Here is a 23,606-nt window from a genome sequence, read left to right as displayed (position 1 = left end):
AGAAATTACAGTGGTTATAAGCTAACCACTGTAATAAATAATAATGGTTATAAAGTTTTAATTTTTTGAGGCATTTTTTAAAATTCTAGGTATACCAACCGAATGGTACTCTACTCCAGAAACATTTTTCTTTATCAAAACAGCACTTCCTTTTTGATATACTGGAAATATTACTGCTTGATCCATTACCATTCCTTCAGCCTTCTTTAATGCTTCCCATCTCTTTTCAGGATTTAGAGAAAGCTCTCCATCTTTTGCAGATTTAATGATAGCATCATATTCAGCATTAGACCATTTGCCAGAATTGTTAGATGCTCCTGTAATCCACATATCTAAATAAGTCATTGGATCTGCATAATCTGGTCCCCATCTAGTTAAGCCTAAGTCATATTGACCTTGTCTCATCCTTTCAAGTCTATTTTTCTTAGGCATAGTTTCAATTTTTATAGTAACGCCTTTAAGAGTGTTTTGAATTTCTGACTGAATAAATTGAGCTACATTTTGAGCAGATTCTGTATCCTCAACAATTAAAGTATATGTGAAGGAACTTTTCCCTAGTTCCTGTTTTGCTTTGTTGAAGTAATCTACAGCTTTTGCTTTATCAGTAGAAAGATAAGTTCCAGTAGTAGCACGGAAGTCTTTTTTGTCAGGACCTGTTGCTAGTAAAGCAGGTATTGCAAAGTCTGCTGGAGTAGAACCATCCTTCAATATGTTGTCAACTATTGCCTTCTTATCATAGGATAATGCTAATGCCATACGTAGATTTAAGTTTTCTAGTCCGGCAACCTTTTGGTTAGGAGAAATATACCATAAATAGCCCTCTTGAATTGTATGGAATTCTGGATCAGCTTTAAACTGATCTACTTGTTCTCCTTGAAGATTAGCAACATCTACATCTCCATTTTTATAGGAAAGCATAGCTTGCTGTGCATCTTTTATTACCTGATATTGAATACCCCCAAGTTTAACTTCTGCTGCATCCCAGTAATCCGGATTCTTTTCAAGTGCTATTGACGTTGCAGCTGGTTCATAGGATTTAATTTTAAATGGACCATTGCTTAAAATAGTATCAGGTGAGGTTGCAAATTTACCTCCAGCTTGTTTACAAAATGCCTCATTTACTGGAAGGAAAGAAGGAAAAGCCATTAATGATTCAAAGAAGGTAACTGGATGTGATAGTTCTACTACCAGAGTTTTATCATCTTTAGCTGTTACACCTAATTCTTCTATTTTCTTTTTGCCTGCAGCAATATCATCTGCATTTTTAATACCTGCTACACCAGCTATAAAAGCATATTCACTGGCTGTTTTTGGATCAACAAGACGTCTCCAGGCAAATACAAAGTCTTTTGCTGTTACAGGCGTACCATTTGACCATTTAGCATCCTTTAGTGTAAAGGTATAAGTTAGTCCATCAGCACTTTTCTTTGCATCCTTTGCTAAGGCCAAAACTGGTGAACCTACCTTGTCAAGAGAATATAAGCCTTCTGTAACATCTGCAATAACTTCAAACGAAGTACCGTCTGTTGCAACTTGAGGATCCATTGATGCCACTTCAACATCTAATTGAGCCTTCAGAGTTTGTCCTGAAGCTTTTGATGTGTCTCCAGCAGCACCTGTACTTGCAGTTTTTCCCCCACCGCAAGCTGTTAAGCTGACTGTCATAGCCATTACCATGGCCAGAGACACAATCTTCTTAATACTATTCATTTTACCCCCTCCAATTATGTCAAATAAAATACAAAAGTCCTATGTATTAACCGTGACTCGTATTTTATAAATAATAATAAATGCAATTTTGAATATTGTCAATATCATTTTTTGAAAAAATGAATGAAATTTAAAATATTTTGCAATTTATATTTTCATTGTTTCCTCTTTTAATTAATTTTATCAAATTGGCTCATATCAGCGCATATGAATACGTTATCACAAAAATTCAATTGTAGATTTATTGAATTTTTGAATTCATTATTGAATTTACTAGTTTATAATCTTGCAGTTTATGAAGGATTGTATGTATTTTCATTCACGAAGTACAATATTGCATATTTAATATCATAAACTGATTTTATAATTTAGTATTCATAATTACACAAATCATTTCACATAAAAAACCTAGAAAATATAAATCATTTTCTAGGTTTAACTCTTAAATACTAATAAGCCTTATAAAATCGCCTGTGTTTTAGATTTAATTTAAGAGAGCATCTTGTGAATAGCTTCAGCAGCTCTCTTTCCTGCTCCCATTGCTAATATTACTGTGGCAGCTCCAGTGACAGCATCTCCACCAGCGAATACTTTTTCCTTTGTAGTTTGTCCTGTTTCCTCTTCAGCAACAATGCATTTTCTCTTGTCTATATCAAGTTCCTTTGTTGTGGAAGCAATTAGCGGGTTTGGTGATGTTCCAAGTGACATGATTATTGTATCAAATTCCTGAAAATACTCAGTATTAGGAATTTCTACAGGTTTTCTTCTGCCTGATGCATCAGGCTCACTTAGTTCCATCTTTACACATTTCATTCCTTTAACCCATCCATTATCATCAGCTACTATTTCTGTTGGATTTGTCAGAAGGTCAAAGATAATTCCCTCTTCTTTTGCATGATGAACTTCTTCAGCTCTAGCAGGAAGTTCATTTTCACTTCTTCTATATACTATGTGAACCTCAGCTCCAAGTCTTAAAGCAGTTCTTGCAGCATCCATTGCAACATTTCCTCCACCAACTACAGCCGCCTTCTTTCCTACTTTTATGGGAGTGGAATAATCCTCTCTATAGGCCTTCATTAAATTATTTCTAGTTAAAAATTCGTTTGCTGAGAAAACACCATTTAGATTTTCTCCAGGGATACCCATAAATTTCGGCAGTCCTGCTCCTGAACCAATAAAAACTGCATCGTAATGCTCATTTTCTATAAGCTCATCTATAGTTAATGTCTTTCCAATAATTACATCTGTTTCAATATTTACACCTAATTTTTTAACATTTTCTACTTCATGCTTAACAACGGTGTTTTTGGGCAGTCTAAACTCTGGAATACCATAAACTAAAACTCCCCCAGGCTCATGCAGAGCTTCGAATATATCAACTTGATAGCCAAGCTTTGCTAAATCTCCTGCACAGGTGAGTCCAGCAGGGCCGCTTCCAATAATTGCAACTTTCTTGCCGTTACTAGGCAAAGTTTCGGACAAATCAACATTGTTTTCTCTAGACCAATCAGCTATAAACCTTTCTAGTTTTCCAATTGCTACTGCTTCGCCTTTTATGCCAAGCACACATTTTCCTTCACATTGAGTTTCCTGCGGACAAACTCTTCCGCATACTGCAGGAAGTGCACTTGATCTTGCAATAACCTTTGCAGCTTCCTCAAATTCTCTGTTTTTTATATATTGTATAAATTCTGGAATACTAATTGTAACTGGACACTTTGTAACACACAAGGGCTTCTTACAGCTTAAGCATCTTGAAGCTTCGGCTACAGCTTCTTCTTCTGTATAACCTAAGCATACCTCATCAAAGTTTGCTCTTCTTAGATTTGGATCTTGTTCCAATACTGGCACTCTCTTCATTCTATCCATATTTACTTCCTCCATATTGTATATGTCAATATATTTTAAGTTACACTGCATCACAGCTGCATTTATGACCGCCTTCATTTGCATGTTCTTTTTTAAATTCAGATTTTGCTTCTTCAGATTTATACATAGTTTGTCTTCTCATAGCCTCATCAAAATTTACAAGATGTCCATCAAATTCAGGTCCGTCTACACAAGCAAACTTAATCTTTCCGCCTACTGTGACTCTACATGCTCCACACATTCCTGTTCCATCCACCATTAAGGTGTTCAGGCTTACTATAGTTTTTAAATTTAATTCTTCTGTTAGCCTTGAAACGAACTTCATCATTATCATTGGACCAATAGCAATAACCTCATCATATTTTTTCCCTTGCTTTTCTACAAGTTCCTTTAATAAATTAGTTACAAGTCCTTTATAGCCATAGGAACCATCATCAGTTGCAACATATACCTCTCCTGCTACTGCCTTCATTTTCTCCTCTAAGATAACTAGATCCTTAGTTTTTGCTCCTATTATTACATCTGCCTTTACTCCATGCTCTGATAACCATTTAACCTGTGGATATACCGGGGCAGTTCCTACACCGCCGGCAATAAAAATTACTTTTTTCTTTTTTAAAGCTTCTGCCTCTTCATTTACAAATTCTGAGTGAGTTCCAAGGGGTCCAACCACATCAGTAAAGAATCCTCCTTCTTCATAATCTGCCATTTCATTGGTAGAGTTACCTACAGTTTGAAAAACTATTGTTACAGTACCTTTTTCCTTATCATAATCACATATTGTTAAGGGAATTCTTTCACCCTTTTCATCCATTTTCACAATTAAAAATTGTCCTGGATTAGCTGAGTTAGCTATTCTTGGTGCTTTTATTTCCATCAAATATATCTGATTAGCTAAAACTGTCTTCTTTACTATTTCGAACATATATATTCCTCCATAATTTGATTTGCGAATAAATGGTAATAAACTATTAAGAGTCAATTTTCAAAATTAGTTCTCAATAGTTTTACCTTGCTTAGATTTTAAATATTATAAAAGACTCTTATCTGGAGTAACAATTATTTTTACATGTTTCTTCTTTTCTGGTCCAGTTAAGGCTCCAAAGCCTTCTTCAACAATATCCTCAAGTGCTATTCTCTTTGTAATGTATCCCTCTGCCTTTATTCTTCCATCCTTCATTTGAGCAATAGTTGCAGGAAATTCATGTCTATAGGCTAAGGTTCCTACTATTTTCTTTTCAGAAAATACTAATAGGTTAGGATTAAAGCTTACTTCATCCTCCCATATACTTGTTACAACCATAACTCCTTCATGTTTTAAACTATTAATTCCTGTATCAAAACCAACCTTTGCTCCTGTTGTTTCAAAAGATACATTAACACCTACCCCGTTTGTTAGTTTTTTAACTTCATCAGCTATATTAACTTCATTAGGATCTAGAACTACATCTGCACCAGCTCTTTTTGCATATTCCTGCCTAACAGATTTTCTCTGAAGTACTACTATAAGACTTGCCCCTGCAGCCTTTAAGCATTCAATTGTTGCAAGTCCAATAGGGCCTGAACCTAATACTAAAGCTGTATCCCCTGTCTTAAAGCCAGAAATTCTTATAGAATGAAGCGCAACTGCAATTGGCTCAATTAAAGCAGCTTGTTCATAAGACATACTTTCAGGGATTTTATGCACATATTCTTCTGGGAATACTGTATACTCTGCTAAACCGCCTCCAGTTCCACAAAGCCCATGGAAGCCTAAAGAAGAACAAATATTATATTTTCCTTCTTTGCAAGCTGGACATTTTCCGCAAGCTACGATCGGTTCAACAACTACTCTATCTCCAACTTTCAATTTTGAAGCTCCTTCTCCGATTTCTACAACTTCTCCTGAGAACTCATGGCCTAAAACAACTGGAGCTGTTGCACCACTTAGAGGATGAGGTTGTCCAACTGGAATAAAAATAGGTCCTGCTAAATATTCATGTAAATCTGATCCACAAATACCGCACCATTTTACTTTAATTTTTACAGATCCTGCAGTTACCTTTGGCTCTGAAATTTCTTCAACTCTAACGTCCTTCTTTTGATACCATAATGCTGCCTTCATAAATAAATCCTCCTGTATAAATAATTTTTTATCAATCTTGTTAATATATTCACATATACTATTAGCAATTTCCATGCCAAAATAAAAAAGCCTTAAATAAGGCTTTTCATAATTTGTATCTCAATTTGATACATTTATCTTGTATCAAATTGAGATATTATAATGGATTTTTCTCATATTGATACAATAGATTGTTAATATTATATTTTTTGATTTTTCTATATATTGTAGCACGACTTATATTTAAAAGTTCAGCTGCCTTATTTATATTTCCACTGCAGTACTTTAAGGCTTTTTCTATGCTTTTTCTTTCTAAAATATCAAAAGTTAGAATTTCATCTACTTCATCTTCAATTTTATTTCTTATATTCCAATTGTCTCTCTCTTTATCAGCTGTCTTTTCTTCAGAATAATTACCACTTATTGTATTACCTTCGCTAAGATAATATTCTCTCTCTATAGTATTTCTAAGCTCACGTACATTTCCAGGCCAATTATATTCCTTTAAGGCTTCAATGTATTTTTCACTTATAACCTTATTTCCCTGTTTATTTTTATTGTTTAAACTTCTAACAAAGTGCTTTGAAAGCAGTTCAATGTCTTCCTTCCTTTTGTATAGAGGAAGGGTTTTTATATTCATTACATTTAGCCTATAATAAAGATCTTCACGAAAATTTTTCTTATTTATTTCTTCTTTTAGCTTTCTATTTGTGGCTCCAATTATTCTTACATTTAATTCTTTTTCGTAGGTTCCGCCAACTCTAGAAATTTTATTATTATCTAACACCCTTAAGAGTTTTGATTGTATGTCTAATGGAAGTTCACCTATTTCATCTAGAAAAATAGTGCCTCCGTCTGCAAGTTCAAATTTTCCAGGATGGCCTTCCTTTACTGCTCCAGTAAAAGCACCTCTATCATAGCCAAATAGTTCGCTTTCTACTAGCTCTCTTGGTATAGAAGCACAGTTTATGGCAACAAAAGGTCCTTCACATCTTTTGGAGTAATTATGAATAGATTGAGCAATTAGTTCTTTTCCTGTACCGCTTTCACCTTCTATAAGAATATTACAATCACTTTTAGATGCTTTTTTTGCAAATTCTATAACTTTTTTCATTTCTTCATTACCGGTTATAAAATCCTCAAATCTATAGGAAGCTTTGTAGCCAATCATTTTATTAACTAGCTTATGAACATATTTAGCTTCAATAAATGTAATTACTACACCTTCAAGCTTCTCATTTACCATCAATGGTACAGTGTTAATAATACATTTAATTCTTTTATCCTTTATATAAATATCACAATCTACATTACTAAAGCTTCTATAGCTATTACTTCTTATCTCATTTAAATCTATGCCCTTAAGCATATTTAAAATATTCATTCTAAGTATTTCATTCTTGGTTACACCTAAAATGCTTGTTGATCTGTCATTTATTCTTTGTATATTGAAATTTTTATCAGTAACAATCATTCCCTCTGAAATTGAATCAAAGGTAATATTTAAAAGATTATATGAAATAAGTAGAGAAAGTTGATTTTGTATTGCCTCGGCAGCCAAGGTTACAATGCCTAAAGTATGAGAATGGGCTTTATAATAAATCCCTGACATATTAATGCAGCCAATTATTGTACCATCTTCATCGTGAATTGGTGCTGCCGAACAAGTCCAAGAATGCTGATTAATTCCGTAATGCTCTGCTCCTATTGTTTGTATAGGCTTATCAAGGTAAAGAGCTGTACCTATTGCATTAGTACCCACTGCTTTTTCAGTCCAGAGTGCTCCCTTTACAAACTTCAGTTCATTTGCACGATGCATAATGTCTTCATCACCAATAACGTCTATTATATAGCCCTCTCTATCGGATAGTATTATGGCAAACCCTGATCCTGCTACAATAGAATATAAATTTTTCATTATAGGATGAGCCGTAGATATTAATTCAGCATTTTCCTTAACCTTTGTTTCTATTGGAACCTTGTATATATCATTCCCAAGACCACTCATGTAGTCAACCTTATATCTTTTACATCGCTTCCAGGATTCCGCAATGTCCTTCTTAACCTTTGGATTAATATTATCTTTTTCAGTAAATTCTTCCCATGCTTCTAATATAAACTGCATATACTCTTCCATAAATACCTCTACTTCCACAAAAATATTTAATTAGGTGAAATTTTATCACTTAGTTCATATTAAACGTGCATATTCATTTATAACTTCATAAGTTAATTATTTCTTAAACTTATTCAGTTCATTAACAGTTATATTAGGATTTTTATATCTTCCTTTTTTCTCAGTTCCTTTTCCATATTGAATCGCATTAACAGGGCAAAGGTGCACACAGGCTAAGCATTGACTGCATTCACTGCCCCAGCAAGGTTTCTTGTCAACTTTAATAGTATTGCAATTACATACTCCTTCACAAATGCCACAGCTTGTGCAGCTATCATTTGCATAAAACTTTTTTGTATCAATTGCTCCTTTATTAAATAATGGATTTATTACTCCTGTTAATAGAAATGGTACAAATCCTTTACTAACTTTAAATACTCCCTTTGTTTTTTTCTTTATAACTTCATTAATATTATTCAAGGTTTCCTCTGCTTCTAAAAGTTTTTTCTCTTCTGCCTTTTTAGAATCCACATCACCTATAATAATATAGTTATTTGGCATTACAATTGAAAAGCCACTATCCAATATTAGATTCTTTTTCTTTAAGGTAGACATCATAACTTTCATTGTATTTCCTATATTGGCACCACATGTTACAACAGTATAAATATAATTACTATTATAGTTAATTAGCTTTAGCTTATTAATAAATTCCAGCACCATCTTAGGGGGACCCCAAGAGTATATAGGAAAAACGAAACCTATACTTTCCTCTTCAGCTAAATTATAATCATAGGAAGAATTTTTATCATTCATTATTTTTGCTATAGAAATTAACTTTTCATCATTATGTTTTGCTATATTTTTAGCTGCTTGTAAAGAGTTTCCCGTACCTGTAAAATAAAATATCATTTTATTTCCCCCTTTTATTTAAATACACCCGCCATAATATTATATTATTTCAGTTCTGAAATTATATTATTAGGTATCTCACCTATAACTCCCTTAACCAGGTTTTCTGCTGCCATATTTGCCATATCAATACGTGTCTTTTCTGTAGCTGATCCAAGATGTGGAAGAGTAACTACATTTGACATTTTAAGCAGCTTATTATCACTATTAATTGGTTCTTTCTCAAAAACGTCTAGTCCTGCAGCATAGATTTTCTTGTTTTCTAAGGCCTCTATTAATGCCTTCTCATTCACAGTCTGTCCCCTAGATGCATTAATAAATATGGCAGTACTTTTCATTTTATTAAATTCTTCAGTATCTATTAAATGGCGAGTCTCCACTGTCAAGGGAGTCATTAGGACTATAAAATCGGATTTTTCAAGTAATGAATTTAAGTCAGTATACTGTACCCCTAAGTTCTCCTCTACTTTTAATTTTCTACTTCTATTGTAATACATAACTTCCATGTCAAAGCCGAATTTAGCTCTTTTCGCAACAGCCTCTCCTATTCTTCCCATTCCAATAATACCAAGTACAGCATGATGCACATCTAATCCAAATAGATTTTCTCCGTCACTGCTAACCCACTTATTATCTTTAACATACCTATCTAGCTCTGCAATTCTACGAGAAGCTGATAACATAAGTCCTAATATTAAGTCAGCTACAGTATCATCTAAAACATAAGGTGTATTTGTTCCTATAACCTTTCTGTTTTTCATAGCCTCTATATCAAAATTATTGTAGCCAACAGAAATATTACTTACTATTTTTAAATTTGGAGCATGACTTAATAGTTCTTCATCGATTTTATTACCAGTAAGCATTATGCCATCTTTATCTGCAAGTTTTTGTAATAATATTTCTCTAGGAATCTTATCTTCCTTATTCCATATTTCATAATCGCAGTATTCTGCAATATATTTTTCTGTTTCTTCTGGAATTTTTTCTGCTATAAATACTTTTGGTTTGCTCATAATTTTACCGACCTTTCTATGTACTTTTATCTAAATAATTATATAATTAAAAAGTTTTTTAGTCTACCTTATGATAACTTCCTCTATGTTTTTAACACTTAAATAACATAAAATCTTATTATTTTAAAAATAGATATTTAAGCAATATTCTCAATGATTAATATAAAACTTTATTATTCATTTTTCTAAATAGTTTGATTTGTTACATATTTTAAGCTAAAATTAAAGTTATAGAACAAATGGGGGAGAGAAAAAGTGAAAAATCATTATAAGGTATTTCTTGTACTTTTTATTTTAATAATTTTTTTCACTTCTTTAGTAATGTATATCATCAAGGCTAATGATATACAAAAGCATAAAGTTAAAAGACTCACTATAGGCCGCGCCAGCGATTCCTTAAGCTTAGACCCAGCTAATACAACAGATATGGATTCCATTAAAGTTACGGTTAATATTTTTGAGACCTTAGTTAAATATGAAAAGGATGGCAAAGAAATAATACCAAGCTTAGCAGCAAATTGGAAGTCCAGCGAGGATGGTCTGAGCTGGATATTTAACCTTAGGCAAGGAATTAAATTTCATGATAACACTAAATTTGATGCCGCTGCTGTGGTATTTAACTTTCAGAGATGGATGAACACCAGCAACCCCTATCACGATGGTGAGTTCAGCTATTGGAATTATGTATTTGGAGGCTTTCCTGGCTTTATAAAAAGTGTTAAAGCAGTGTCTGAATATTCTGTAGAAATAAAGCTTAGCAAACCATTTGCACCCTTTTTAAGCACACTTGCAATGCCTGTTTTTGCTATTGAAAGCCCTGAAGCAATCAAAACCTACGGTGTGGAAGTGTACAAGCATCCTATTGGTACTGGACCATTTACTTTTAAAAGCTGGACGCCAAATGATAATATAATTCTTTCCCGCAATAATAATTACTGGAATACCCCTGCTAAGGTGGATGAGGTGGAATTTGTAGTGATTCCTTCAAGCAGTGACAGATTAGAAAAATTAAAGGAAGGAAAGATACTTATTGCAGATAACCTAGGACCTGATGACACTTCAGTAATCGAAAATGACCCTAATCTTAGTTTGTATTATAGACCCTGCTTTAATGTAGGCTATTTAGCTATAAATAACGAAAAAGCTCCCTTTGATAATAGACTAATAAGAAGTGCTATGAGCTATGCAATAAATAAAGATGAATTAATTAAGACAGCATTTAATAATATAGCAAAACCCGCAAAAACACTTATTCCACCTGTACTTTGGGGTTTTAATGAAAGTATAGCACCAAGTGAATATAATATAGAAAAATCTAAGGAGCTTCTAAAAGAAGCTGGATTTCCAAATGGTTTTAAAACTACTCTATGGGTAATGAATACTTCAAGAAACTATTTTCCTAAACCTCTTGAAGTGGCAGATTTTCTTAAGGCTAGTTTTCATAAGGTAAATATTGAAGTTACAATAAAAACCTTTAATTGGGATGAATATTTAAACAAAATCAAAAATGGTGAACATGAATTAGCTTTAATTGGCTGGACTGGAGATAATATAGATCCTGATAATTTTCTCTATACTTTATTATCCTCAGATAACGCTAAGCCTGGTATGGCAAGCAATTATTCCTTCTATAAAAACAAGGATATTGACATGCTTTTAAATCAAGCTAGGGAAACTACAGATTTAGCCTTCAGAGAGTATTTATATAGAAAACTTTTAGAAGCTGTAAATATTGATATGCCCTCCATTCCACTTGCTCACACTATGCCATTACTAGCAGCTAATAGATCAGTAGTTGGCTATTCACCCTACATAACTGGAGTAGAATCTCTAGAAAAAGTAGATATAAAACCATGATAGTCGAGGATTATAAAAATGAAATTAAAAGCTTTTACATTGTTAACACTAGCTGCTATTTTAGTAGTTCTTGGTATTTATAAATTTAATTTCAATAAAAGAAACGAAGTAAATGTTCTTTTACTCCCTAGCCTTCCTATGCCTATTGCTAAGGAATATGCTCTAATAACCAGTGCTGGACAAAGTACAGATTCCTATATACTTAATGATATTTCTAATAAACTTATGATACACAGCTACTTCATGCCTCAAGCAAATACAACAGATTTAGATGGAATAAACTCCATTGTATTTGTAGTAGGCTATAGCTCTCAAGGGGAAAAGCTTAGCGGCATAAGCTATGAAAATGAAAAAAGCCGCATTACTGAGCTGTTAAAAAAAGCTTCAGAAAAAAAGCTAGCAGTAATATCAATATATATTGGAGGAAAGGAACGTCGCGACATTAAAAGCGAAGAGCTCTTAAACCTTATTGTTCCTATAAGTAATTATTTAATTGGAACAAAAGACGCTGATTATGATGGTTTCCTTTCGAAACTGGCTAAGAAAAGCTCAATTCCTTTAACTCTTATAAACGGGGTTAATAATCTATCAGAACCTTTTGCCTCAGCTTATAGATAGATTCAAATTTAAAGGGTGTACATAGAGGTTTTTTATGAACAATAAAAATATTAAATATTATGATGTTATTATTATAGGAATTATTATATTTATTTGTTTCGGGTTCTTTTTCCCTTTCTTTTCAAATTTTTATTGGTTTAATATTATCTATAATATAAGAAGGGCCATAAATGCCGGTGACAGCGGTTTATTAGTGCTTGCTAGCGCTTATATCAGTATTTTGTTTACCTTGCAAAATACTGCTTTATTTTTAGGCTGCCTGCTTATAGTGTTTTATACACCCTTTAGATTTCGTTTTAGTAACACAATCTTATATATTATAACCTTTCTTTTAATTGTTTTTTTACAGGTTCTAAACTCTTATGTTTTTAATATGTCCTGGGAAATAGTTTCAACTATACTTCCTATAATTTTAAGCTTATTTATATTTGCAAAGTTTTTTTATGAAAAAAACAGTTTTCTCCATATTTCTATTGTTTCAATACAAGTATTTTTTGCCTTTCAGTGGATAAACATTATGCCCTTATTTTCAAGCTATTTTATTGGCGAAGGTGATATTCCCAGCAGCATAAAGCTTACTGGCCTATACCTTCATTCTTCATCGGTATTAAATTTCACTGGCTTTGCCTTTTTTCTTCCTTTTATATTTTCAGCTTTCATTACCTCTGCTTTATTTAGAAGTTATTTAAATAATTTAAAAATTATTAAATTAAATTATGAAAATGAAAAGGAATTACAAACTATGAAGGCAAAAATAATTGAAAATAGAATAGAAAAGGAAATAAAGTCCTTAGTTCACGATTTGAAAACTCCTCTCGTAACAATTCAAGGCTTAAATTCCCTGCTTGCAATTTCAAAGGATACAGCAAAGCTTATTGAATACAGTGAAAGAATCGAAGGCTCTGTAAGTAAAATGAACGAGATGATTTCAAGTTTTCTTTATGATACTTCAAGGCAAAAGATAAATTCATCTGATTTAATAAGTTATATAAGAGCCCAGCTGCCCCTTGAAGATGAGACTATTAAAATTGATATAGACATTAAAGAGGAGCTTCCTGTTATATATGTAAATAAAATTAGGGTAGCTAGAGCAGTTATTAATATTTTGGAAAATGCCATTGTTACCCCTTGTAAGAAACCTTTTAAGCATATTGTATTTCAGGTAAAACCCTTTGATAATGGGCTATGCATCTTTGTATCTGATAATGGTATAGGTATTAAGGAAGCTGATTTACCGAGAATATGGGATATTGGCTTTTCTACAAATAATACCTCAGGACTTGGACTTTCCTTTGTAAAACAGGTTATAGAGGATAATGAAGGTACAATTAACATTATTAGTGCTGTAGATGAGGGAACTTCTGTTACTATATATCTTCCTGCATTTAAAGCATTAATTGAGTAGACGAAAACAAGGAGATGATAAAAGTGAATAAAATGCCCGTCAAAAAGAAAATAGTTATTATAGATGATGAACCTGATATTCAATATACTATAAAAGAAATATGTCTACATGGTGGTTATGAACCGGTTATTGCCCACAGTGGTGCTAACGGCTATGAACTATGCAAAAATAAAGGAATAAACTTAGCCATAGTTGACTACCATATGCCAGATTGGGATGGTTTAACAACAGTTAAGAAAATACGTCAATTAGATAGTTCAATTTCAATTTTAGTACTTACTGTTGATGAAAGACAGGAAATTGCTGAAAAATTCATGGCTGTTGGTGCCACAGATTTCGCCATTAAACCCATTAAATCCCCGGATCTGATTTCTAGAATAAAAATCAATTTAAAAATAAATGAAATACAGCAAAAATATATTGAAGATAAGGCCATAATATTTATTGAGAAGGGTATTGGTCCTGCCACTTTAAATATTATATGCGATTATCTAAAAGAACAAAGTGAAGGTCTTACCATAGAAGAAATTGCTGCGGCACTGCATCTTGCCTATCAAACTGTACATAGATATATTCAATATTTAGTAGAAAATAAAACTATAGAAATTCTCCCTATCTACGGGCAAATAGGAAGGCCTAAAAACAAATATATTCTTTCATCCAGCAAAATTTAATTATCTTTTATAATTTCTACCATAGTTTTTAAAAGAAGCTTGTTATTGTATCAAATTTAATAGCTTTTATTAATCAGCTCTTAACTTAGAATAATTGTATTTAACCTAGTTCAATTATTCTAATATTGGGAGTTTTTTTATTTTTCTGAATTATTTACAGAGAAATATGTGATAAAAATAGGAAACTCTTACATTTTCTCGAATAATTTTAGTGTCATTAAATATAATATAATAATTTCTTTGTTAGTATAGAAAAGCTTAGCTTTTCAACTAAATAAATTCATTAGTAAATCGCTATTTGTACAAACAATATCCTGTTGTACCTACAGGTTTTGTGAAGTTCAAATAGTAAATTACTTTGAAATTTATAATATTAAATCTTTAGGAGGGGAAAAATTTGAAAAAAACACTATCATTAATTCTTTCAGCTATTATGGTGCTTAGCTTAGTTGGCTGTGGAAAAGCAGCTGATACAAATGCTACACCAGCGAAACCTGCAGACAAGAAATTCCACATAGGAATAGTTACAGGTACTGTAGCTCAGTCTGAAGACGAGCTAAGAGGCGCTGAAGCCTTTATTAAGGAATATGGCGATGTAGCTAATGGTGGAATAGTTAAGCACGTAACCTATCCTGATAATTTCATGCAGGAGTCTGAAACAACCATTTCTCAGATAGTAGGACTTGCAGATGACCCAGATATGAAGGCAATAGTAGTAAATCAATCAGTTCCAGGAACAGTTGCAGCTTTTAAGAAAATCAGAGAATTAAGACCTGATATACTTCTTTTAGCTGGTATCCCACAGGAAGATACAAACATGATTGAAGCAGCTTCTGATTTAGTTGTAGATGCTGATAACGTAAAACGTGGTTACTTAATGATTCTAGCAGCTAAGAAAATGGGAGCAAAGAACTTTGTTCACATTTCCTTCCCAAGACACATGAGTATTGAACTTTTATCTAGAAGAAGAGCTATTATGGAACAGGCTTGTAAAGATTTAGGACTTAATTTCTATTTTGAAACAGCTCCAGACCCAATGAGTGACGTTGGAATACCAGGAGCACAGCAGTTTATACTTGAACATATGCCAGCATGGGTACAAAAATATGGCAAGGATACAGCTTTCTTCTGCACTAACGATGCTCAAACTGAGCCTCTATTAAAAGAAGTTGCAGCTCTAGGTGCTATATTTGTTGAACCAGACCTACCATCACCAATTATGGGTTACCCTGGTGCTTTTGGTATAGATCTTAAAGCTGAAGCTGGAAATTGGCCCGCAATACTTAAAAAGGTTGAAGATACAGTTGTAGCTAAAGGTGGAGCTAAGAGAATGGGAACTTGGGCTTATTCCTTTAACTATACAACTACAGTTGCTCTTGCTGAATTTGGTAAGAGAGTAGTAGAAGGAAAAGCAAAAAAGGATTCCTTTGATGATTTAATGGCTTGTTTTGAAAAATATACTCCTGGTGCTAAATGGAACGGCTCAGCTTATGTTGATGTAGCAACCGGAACTGAGAAAAAGAATCATATTATGGTATACCAAGACACCTATGTATTTGGTCAAGGTTATCTTGGACAGACAAAAGAAACTATTCCTGAAAAATATAATAATATAAAATAATTTTAAATCACATAAGGAGCGGCCATAAAAGGCCGTTTCTTATAACCTTATTTCATATTTGCTTAAATTAAGAGGTGAATTAATTGTCAAATGAAAATGTATTATTAAAAGTTGAAGGTGTAAGTAAACAATTTGAAGGTAATAAGGTTTTAAAAGATATAAATTTTACCTTAGAAAAAGGTAAAATTCTTGGTCTGGTAGGAGAAAATGGTGCTGGTAAATCAACACTTATGAAAATTCTTTTTGGAATGTCTGTAATTGCAGAAACTGGAGGCTATGAAGGAAACATCTATTTTGATGGAGAAAAGTTAAACTTTAAAAGTCCTATTGATGCTTTAGAAGCTGGAATTGGAATGGTACACCAGGAATTTTCCTTAATACCTGGCTTTACCACTACTGAAAATATATTGTTAAATATGGAAAAAACTAAATCAAATATAATCTCAAAAATCCTAGGAAAGAAACTTGAAACCCTTGATATAAAGGCAATGAAAAAAAGTGCTGAAAAGGCTATAGAAACCTTAGGAGTTCAACTTAATCCAGATACCCTCGTATCTGAAATGCCTGTTGGACATAAGCAGTTTATTGAAATAGCAAGAGAAATAGATAGGCAGAAAGTTAAACTTCTAATTTTAGATGAACCTACTGCTGTATTAACTGAAACCGAAGCTGATATATTATTAAAAACTATGAGAAGGCTTGCTGACCTTGGTGTTTCAATTATCTTTATTTCTCACAGACTCTTTGAAATAACCTCAGTCTGCGATACCATTGTAGTTTTACGTGATGGAGTAGTTGTTGTTGAAAAGCCCTCCATTGGAATAAATGTACGACAAATTGCAGAATGGATGGTAGGAAGAAATGTTGAAACTAGAAAAACTGAGACTGCAAAATCAATTGATCTAACTGAGAATAACAAAGATGTTATATTAGAAGTTAATCATCTTTGGGTAGATATGCCTGGAGAAACAGTAAAGGATGTTTCCTTCAGCGTTAAGAGAGGTGAAATCTTTGGAATAGGAGGTCTAGCAGGTCAAGGTAAGCTTGGAGTTCCAAATGGCATAATAGGTATTATCCCTTCCGATGGGGAAGTTATATTTAACGGCAAAAAGCTGCCGCTTAATTCCACCTTTAATGCCTTAGAAAGTGGTATAGCCTTTGTTTCAGAGGACCGTAGAGGTGTTGGTCTGCTGCTGGACGAGCCTATTGATTGGAATATTGCCTTTAATGCTATGCAGGTGCAAAATAAGTTTCTTAAGAAATATTTAGGTGGATTAATAAAATGGCGTGATGATAAGGCTATGAGAGAATGTGCTGAAAGCTATATAAAGGCCTTGGAAATAAAGTGTACAAGCGTCAAGCAGCATACTCGGCAGCTTTCAGGTGGTAATCAGCAGAAGGTTTGTTTAGCAAAAGCTTTTGCACTTGAACCTACTCTGCTATTTGTATCAGAACCGACAAGAGGTATTGATGTTGGTGCGAAGGAACTGGTACTTAATTCCTTGAGAAGATACAATGCTGAAAATAATACTACTATTGTTATGGTATCTTCAGAACTTGAAGAACTAAAGTCTATATGTAATAGAATTGCTATAGTTAGTGAAGGTAAAGTTTCTGGCATTCTTTCTCCTACTGCTGAAGCTGCAGAATTTGGACTTTTAATGTCTGGGGAATATCAATTAAGCGAAGGAGAGATAAGCAATGAGCAGCGTTAAAGGCTTTATAAAGAATTTCGGATGGCCTCGTATTATAATCTTTTTATTCTTAATATCACTATTTATTGCAGGACCTTTCTTTGGTGTAAAGACAGATATGTCTCTAAATGACGTTATTGTTCGTTTTGGCATGAATGCTGTTATGGTTTTAGCTATGGTGCCTATGATACAGTCTGGCTGCGGCTTAAACTTTGGAATTCCTGTAGGACTAATTGCAGGACTTTGTGGTGCTGTAATGAGCCTAGAGTATAATCTTACAGGTTTTAAGGGAATATCAGCTGCCTTTGGCATAGCAGCGGTTATTGCAGCTGTACTTGGTTATGGCTATGCAAAGCTCTTAAATAGAGTTAAGGGCGATGAGATGATTATTGCTACCTATGTAGGATATTCTTTTGTATTTTTTATGAATATACTTTGGGTTATACTTCCCTTTAGAAACCCTGCAAGTGTACAAGGCTTTAAAGGAGAAGGTCTTCGTGTTACTATTAGCGTTCAAAACTACTGGTTTCATCAAATCAGTGATTTTCTTGCAATAAAAATAAATAACAATTTTACAATTCCAACAGGTATGATATTATTATTTGCCTTTATGAGTTTTTTGGTTTGGGGTTTCTTTAGAACAAAAATTGGTACTGCCATAACTGCAGTAGGTTCCAACCCAGAATTTGCAAGGGCCTCGGGTATAAATGTAGATAAAATGAGAACTATATCCGTTGTTTTTTCCACAGTAATAGCTGCTATTGGAATAATTATTTATCAGCAGAGCTTTGGTTTTATACAGATGTATAATACTCCTCTATCCTTTGTATTCCCTTCTGTAGCTGCCATTTTGCTGGGTGGTGCCTCAATTAATAAGGCCTCTATTGCAAATGTAATTATAGGAACTCTATTATTTCAAGGAGTACTTACAATGACACCTTCTGTAATTAATAGTGCAATCAGTATTGACGTTTCAGAAGTACTTAGAATTATAGTAACAAACGGACTAATAGTATATGCACTAACTAGGAAAGCGAGGTAGAAATATGAAATTTGATAAGCAATCCATGAAAAAGTTTTTGACAAGCAGTGCTGTTCCACTTTTATTCTTATTTATTAGCGCCATTGCCATCCCACTTTCAAAATATAGCGGAATATATTTAGTTAGAGAGATAGTAACCCGTCTTTCTAGAGATTCTTTCCTAGTACTATCCCTGCTGCTTCCTGTTATGGCTGGTATGGGAATCAACTTTGGAATGATTCTAGGTGCCATGGCAGGTCAAATTGGTCTTGTTTTTGTAACTGATTGGGCTGTTAAAGGAGCTCCAGGACTAATTTTAGCTATGGTAATAAGTATCCCTATTTCTATTCTTCTTGGCTATTTTGGAGGTGCCGTTTTAAATCGTGCAAAAGGCCGTGAAATGATAACTTCTATGATGCTTGGCTTTTTTATTTCTGGTATATATCAATTCTTCCTGCTCTATATATGTGGTTCCTTAATACCAATAAAGAGCAAAACCTTGCTTTTATCAAGAGGCTACGGCATTAGAAATGCAATTAATTTAGATGTTTCAAGTGGCTTTGATAAGCTTTTATTAATAAAAATTGGTGGAGTAAACGTTCCTCTTGGAACCTACTTAATTGTTGTTTTAATATGCCTATTTACAGTATGGTTTAGAAAAACAAAGCTTGGGCAGGAAATGAGAGCCGTAGGGCAGGACATGTCTGTATCAGAAACTGCAGGCATAAAAGTAGATAAAACACGTATACATTCAATTATTTTTTCTACAGTAATTGCAGGTTTTGGTCAAATTATTTATCTTCAGAATATAGGTACTCTAAATACTTATAACGGTGCAGACCAAGCGGCCTTATTTGCAGCTGCAGCCTTACTGGTAGGTGGTGCAACTGTAAGTAAAGCAACTATCCCAAATGCCTTTATAGGTACTGCCTTATTTCATTTAATGTTTGTAGTTATGCCTATGGCAGGTAAGAACCTAACAGGTCAAGCTATGATTGGAGAGTATTTTAGAATGTTTGTTTCCTATGGAGTTGTTACCATAGCCTTGGTACTGCACGCCTGGAAACGGCAAAAGGATAAGGAATTGGATAGAGCCTATCTTAGGGCAGGAAATCATTAATATAAGAAAGTGCCGCCTCTTTGGCGGCACTTTTTATTTGCCAATGACATTTATAAGCTTTTCTGCTCTGCTTCTGCTAAAGTTAAATTCACTTAGATGTTTTTGCCTTAATATTTCAGCCTTCATATTATTTAATTTCTTGTCAATAGCAGCTCTCATATTTGGGTCCTCTGCATTTCTTAATTCTACAAGATATGGTACGGCTTCATAGGAAAGTGAAGTTAAATAGGAAATATCAATTTTTCCTGTATTATTATATCTTTCTATATTTTTCTTAGCTATAAAGGCATCTATATTTATATAATTTATTACTGTATACATTATTAGCGTTATTACTATAAGACACTTTACTATTGGAAGCTTTCTATACCAAATACCAATTAATGCAATGATTGAAAGTATAAAAAGCAGCAGCATGAAGAGATGAACGAATACTCTTAAATAGGTATAGCCATAGCTGCCTTCGTATAGGCTTAATTTAAAATTCGCTGAGTAAAGCATATTTAAGGTAAATAATATTAAAAATGAGAATAAGATATTACCGGTGGTTACTAGTTTCTTATTTTCTTTTTTCATGTATTTTAAGCAGCAAAGCACTATTATAAAGTTAATAAAAGTTACAGCTGCTAATTCAAAAAAGCCTCTTCTTGCATATTCAGCATAGGTAAAGCCTGCTGGAAGATCCATATTTCCTCCCCCATATAAATAGGAGAATTGAATTATTGTAAATAACAAATATAGCACGTTAAGTACTACTAATACAGTTATTATTATTAAAGCTTCTACTCCAATATTCTCTAGGTTTAAAATCTTTTCATAATCCTTATCTTCTTTTTTAAAGCCCCACACATAGCCAAATAGATAAAAGGCTATTATTATAATTAAGATCAAATGAGGTAGTACATTATTTAAATTAATATTATCAAATATAGTTGTTATATTATTTAAATAATAGCTGAAGACCATATCAGCATTATTTAAAAGGCCTAAAATTATTATTAGAAGGGGGACAGATATTACAAGCCCTATTAATATTTGATTTCTGATAGTCTTATTCTTTGATTTTTCTTTTCTAACTATAAGTTTTCTTATAATAGCAAATGGACTACCTATACTTTCCAATACATTTATAATACCTTTTTTAACCATATAGAAAATAAAGGTGAATTTATCCCATTTTAATTCTGGCTTTTGTATTAATATAGAGCTTACCACCATAAGAAATGGAATTATTACTAGATTTAATAGCATGAATACAACATTTGTATATAAAGTATAACTAAAGGAAAGTAAAGAAATTGGAATAAGCAGAAACCATCCTAGATTTTTCTCGATTTTTATACTCTTTCTTAATGACCAAATAAAAAAACTCATACATAAAGCAAGAAATATAAAATGTGATATGCCAATGCCGACCTTGAAAAAAAGTCTATCAAAGACTATCCCTAGTATTAAAGAAAATATAATATAATACAAACCTTCTTTTGCATTAAGTTCCATATTTTTTTCTTCTTCTAACATTACCTATACCTCCTTGTGTTCCTTCCTCCCTCGGTGTAATCTTACTCGTCCATTGCCATGGACTGGATTACCCGTAAAAGTCCATTTAGGACTTTTAACACAACAATTATTAATTGTCGTGTCCCTTAAATTCCAATATATCTCCAGGCTGACAATCTAGTTCCCTGCAGATTGCTTCTAATGTGGAAAATCTTATAGCCTTTGCTTTTCCAGTTTTCAAAATGGATAGATTAGCATTAGTAATTCCTACCCTTTCAGCTAGTTCATTTAAGGAAATTTTTCTCTTTGCCATCATAACATCTAAGTTCACAATTATAGCCATGTTTCCTCCTATATTCATTCATGTACTAAACAATTTAATTGTCTAGACACTACATTCTTTCTAGATTATTCATTATATTATCTTTATATTGTAAAATCATTTTCTTCTTTAACCTCTACTGCTTGTTTATAGATTTGTGCAAGTATGAGAATAAAAAAACCTGCAAAGAAAAAAATCAAAAATTCTGTATCGGTATGTATTCCTTTTGCATCTATATTTATTAAAGCAAAGCTGCTAAGCTGATTATTATAAAAAAAGTTCACTAAATAACATACTGTTATAACAAAACAGCTCACTGCTATATTTTTTAGGTTTCTTACATTGCACATATTAAATGGCCCTTCCTTTATTACAGCTTTTAAGATCTTTCTTAGGCTTATAAGAATAAATAACAAAGAGGCTGTACCAATAAAGAACAAGGAACAATTTACCATTACCTTAGTGTTTATGGTTTTTGCGGAGGTTCTTATTATTATATCGAATAAGGCCAATACTCCAAATGTAATAAGTAAGTTTAAGGTTACTATTAAGTATTTTCCCATAGTTTCATATTTATTTTCTTTCATTTTAATACTCCTTTTTTCTCTTCCAATATTTTGTACCTTTATCATACTACAATATATTAGGTTTTTCAATAATTATTTATTGTTCTTCGATAAATAATTATTGAAAAGCTTTATATTATTTAGCGTGATGATAATCTATACCCTATTAAAATAGGCGTCAAAAGAAAAGAACCAAAAGCTTAAGAAATGAAAAATAAAGGAATATATTTCATTTCTTAAGCTTTTGGTTCTTATTTCTTAAAATTATTATAATAATGTTATTATCTTCTTGTTATATGCGCTATAATTGCAATCAATTGAAATATAAGTCCAGTAATACAAACTCCGGTCCACCCATAATGTGCCCAGTTGTAGGCTCCTAATATAGAACCTAAGGATCCTCCTAAAAAATATGAAACCATGAAAATTGTGTTTATCCTATTTCTCTTTTCTGCATCTAAGGCCTGAGTCCTAGATTGATTTGAAACTAGCCCTGATTGGGTTCCAAGGTCTAAGAAAATTACTCCAATGACTAGTCCCCATATTTTAAAGCCTAGTGCCCAAAAACATATATAGGCCAAAGTTGATATTACAACTGCTATTCCAACAGTGAATCTTGGGCTTTTCTTATCAGCTAACCTTCCAACTAAGGGAGCAGTCAAGGCACCGCCTACGCCTACTAACCCAAATAGTCCTGCAGCCTGAGGGCCTAATTTGTAAACAGGACTTTCTAATAAAAAAATAAGCGAAGTCCAGAAGGCACTAAAAGTTGCAAACATCATTGCTCCATTTATAGAAGCTTCTCTTAGCACCTTTTCTGATTTAAGTATTTCCCATAAGGATTTTATAAGCTCACTGTATGGAATTGATGAGGTAGGTTTAGTAATTGGCAGTGTCACTTTAAGAAGGGTTGCAAGAAGTATCATTAATGCAGTGCCAATAATATATACCACCCTCCAGCCAAAAGCTCCCCCTATTATTCCACTGAAGGTACGTGACAGCAATATTCCAATTAAGAGTCCACTCATTACTGTTCCAATAATTTTACCCCTGTCTCTAGGATTAGCCAGCTGAGCTGCAAGTGGCACAATTAATTGAGGAACCACTGAGGTAAAGCCTACTGCAAAGGCTGCAAACAATAATACTTTTAAATTAAAGGCCATAGACATTAGTAATAGAGCACCAGCAGCCGAATATAGCATTAATACAATTAGTCCTCTTCTCTCTCTTATATCACCTAAGGGTAAAATAAAAAACATACCTGTTGCATAACCCATTTGAGTCAACATAGCAACGATTCCAATACTTCCTTCAGATACCTTAAAGGTTCTAGCTATTTCAGAAAGCAGTGGCTGCGCATAATATAAATTTGCTACTACAATACCTCCAGCAGCTGCCATAATTAATACTAGTGTTTTTGATAAAATAAAACTCTTTTCATTATGAATTTTAGAACTCATTTTTTTCCTCTTTCGTAAATA

At 33.0% G+C, this 23,606-nt stretch carries 19 protein-coding genes; 8 read left to right on the top strand and 11 right to left on the bottom strand.

Annotated elements, in window-relative coordinates:
• Positions 1-57: 57 nt before the first annotated feature.
• The 7 genes from ACJDUH_RS04525 to ACJDUH_RS04495 all read right to left on the bottom strand — a co-directional run bounded on the left by ACJDUH_RS04525 (position 58) and on the right by ACJDUH_RS04495 (position 9,727).
• A complete protein-coding gene (locus tag ACJDUH_RS04525; protein ID WP_406763966.1) occupies positions 58-1,710 on the bottom strand; it encodes a peptide ABC transporter substrate-binding protein in 1,653 nt (550 codons plus the stop codon).
• A gap of 489 nt (positions 1,711-2,199) precedes the next feature.
• Positions 2,200-3,579 (bottom strand): NADPH-dependent glutamate synthase, encoded by a 1,380-nt coding sequence (gene gltA / locus ACJDUH_RS04520; protein ID WP_406763965.1) that lies wholly within the window; start codon positions 3,577-3,579, stop codon positions 2,200-2,202.
• Between the two features lie 40 nt (positions 3,580-3,619).
• A complete protein-coding gene (locus ACJDUH_RS04515; RefSeq protein WP_406763964.1) occupies positions 3,620-4,504 on the bottom strand; it encodes a sulfide/dihydroorotate dehydrogenase-like FAD/NAD-binding protein in 885 nt (294 codons plus the stop codon).
• Between the two features lie 105 nt (positions 4,505-4,609).
• The gene (locus ACJDUH_RS04510; protein WP_406763963.1) at positions 4,610-5,683 is read right to left on the bottom strand and encodes a 2,3-butanediol dehydrogenase; all 1,074 of its coding nucleotides are present in this window, start codon (positions 5,681-5,683) and stop codon (positions 4,610-4,612) included.
• Positions 5,684-5,840: 157 nt separating this feature from the next.
• Positions 5,841-7,820 (bottom strand): sigma-54-dependent Fis family transcriptional regulator, encoded by a 1,980-nt coding sequence (locus tag ACJDUH_RS04505; protein WP_406763962.1) that lies wholly within the window; start codon positions 7,818-7,820, stop codon positions 5,841-5,843.
• Between the two features lie 96 nt (positions 7,821-7,916).
• On the bottom strand, positions 7,917-8,711 hold the full coding sequence (locus tag ACJDUH_RS04500) for an EFR1 family ferrodoxin (protein ID WP_406763961.1): 795 nt from the start codon (positions 8,709-8,711) through the stop codon (positions 7,917-7,919).
• A gap of 44 nt (positions 8,712-8,755) precedes the next feature.
• A complete protein-coding gene (locus tag ACJDUH_RS04495; protein ID WP_406763960.1) occupies positions 8,756-9,727 on the bottom strand; it encodes a 2-hydroxyacid dehydrogenase in 972 nt (323 codons plus the stop codon).
• A 255-nt stretch (positions 9,728-9,982) separates the two neighbouring features.
• Between ACJDUH_RS04495 and ACJDUH_RS04490 the strand changes: the two genes are divergently transcribed.
• The 8 genes from ACJDUH_RS04490 (at position 9,983) to ACJDUH_RS04455 (ending at position 19,737) form a co-directional block, all read left to right on the top strand.
• Positions 9,983-11,584, top strand: a complete 1,602-nt coding sequence (locus ACJDUH_RS04490; protein WP_406763959.1) for an ABC transporter substrate-binding protein — start codon at positions 9,983-9,985, stop codon at positions 11,582-11,584.
• 18 nt (positions 11,585-11,602) lie between these two features.
• Positions 11,603-12,202, top strand: coding sequence for a DUF6305 family protein (locus ACJDUH_RS04485; protein WP_406763958.1), 600 nt, complete (start codon positions 11,603-11,605; stop codon positions 12,200-12,202).
• Between the two features lie 34 nt (positions 12,203-12,236).
• Complete coding sequence (locus tag ACJDUH_RS04480) at positions 12,237-13,607, top strand: sensor histidine kinase (protein ID WP_406763957.1); 1,371 nt, start codon at positions 12,237-12,239, stop codon at positions 13,605-13,607.
• 32 nt (positions 13,608-13,639) lie between these two features.
• On the top strand, positions 13,640-14,281 hold the full coding sequence (locus tag ACJDUH_RS04475; RefSeq protein ID WP_406765010.1) for a response regulator: 642 nt from the start codon (positions 13,640-13,642) through the stop codon (positions 14,279-14,281).
• Positions 14,282-14,678: 397 nt separating this feature from the next.
• Positions 14,679-15,902 (top strand): DUF3798 domain-containing protein, encoded by a 1,224-nt coding sequence (locus ACJDUH_RS04470; protein WP_406763956.1) that lies wholly within the window; start codon positions 14,679-14,681, stop codon positions 15,900-15,902.
• 83 nt (positions 15,903-15,985) lie between these two features.
• Complete coding sequence (locus ACJDUH_RS04465) at positions 15,986-17,617, top strand: sugar ABC transporter ATP-binding protein (RefSeq protein WP_406763955.1); 1,632 nt, start codon at positions 15,986-15,988, stop codon at positions 17,615-17,617.
• Positions 17,604-18,638, top strand: a complete 1,035-nt coding sequence (locus ACJDUH_RS04460; protein ID WP_406763954.1) for an ABC transporter permease subunit — start codon at positions 17,604-17,606, stop codon at positions 18,636-18,638. Before ACJDUH_RS04465 ends, ACJDUH_RS04460 begins: the two co-directional genes overlap by 14 nt.
• Positions 18,639-18,642: 4 nt before the next feature.
• Positions 18,643-19,737 carry an ABC transporter permease subunit gene (locus tag ACJDUH_RS04455; RefSeq protein WP_406763953.1) on the top strand — a complete coding sequence of 365 codons (1,095 nt, stop codon included), beginning with the start codon at positions 18,643-18,645 and terminating at the stop codon, positions 19,735-19,737.
• A 33-nt stretch (positions 19,738-19,770) separates the two neighbouring features.
• Here ACJDUH_RS04455 and ACJDUH_RS04450 read toward each other — a convergent pair whose 3' ends face one another.
• From ACJDUH_RS04450 to ACJDUH_RS04435, 4 genes are all read right to left on the bottom strand, one after another.
• Positions 19,771-21,258: a DUF4153 domain-containing protein gene (locus ACJDUH_RS04450; protein WP_406763952.1), complete on the bottom strand. Its 1,488-nt coding sequence runs from the start codon at positions 21,256-21,258 to the stop codon at positions 19,771-19,773.
• 109 nt (positions 21,259-21,367) lie between these two features.
• Positions 21,368-21,580, bottom strand: coding sequence for a helix-turn-helix domain-containing protein (locus tag ACJDUH_RS04445; RefSeq protein WP_406763951.1), 213 nt, complete (start codon positions 21,578-21,580; stop codon positions 21,368-21,370).
• Between the two features lie 83 nt (positions 21,581-21,663).
• The gene (locus tag ACJDUH_RS04440; protein ID WP_406763950.1) at positions 21,664-22,146 is read right to left on the bottom strand and encodes a DUF2975 domain-containing protein; all 483 of its coding nucleotides are present in this window, start codon (positions 22,144-22,146) and stop codon (positions 21,664-21,666) included.
• 260 nt (positions 22,147-22,406) lie between these two features.
• Positions 22,407-23,585, bottom strand: a complete 1,179-nt coding sequence (locus ACJDUH_RS04435) for an MFS transporter (protein ID WP_406763949.1) — start codon at positions 23,583-23,585, stop codon at positions 22,407-22,409.
• Between the last annotated feature and the right edge of the window lie 21 nt (positions 23,586-23,606).

It is taken from the genome of Candidatus Clostridium radicumherbarum, from assembly GCF_045310525.1.
In the GTDB taxonomy this organism is placed as follows: domain Bacteria; phylum Bacillota; class Clostridia; order Clostridiales; family Clostridiaceae; genus Clostridium_AT; species Clostridium_AT radicumherbarum.
The sequence above is the reverse complement of the archived record's forward strand: the minus strand, read 5'-3'. Positions and strand labels throughout refer to the sequence as shown.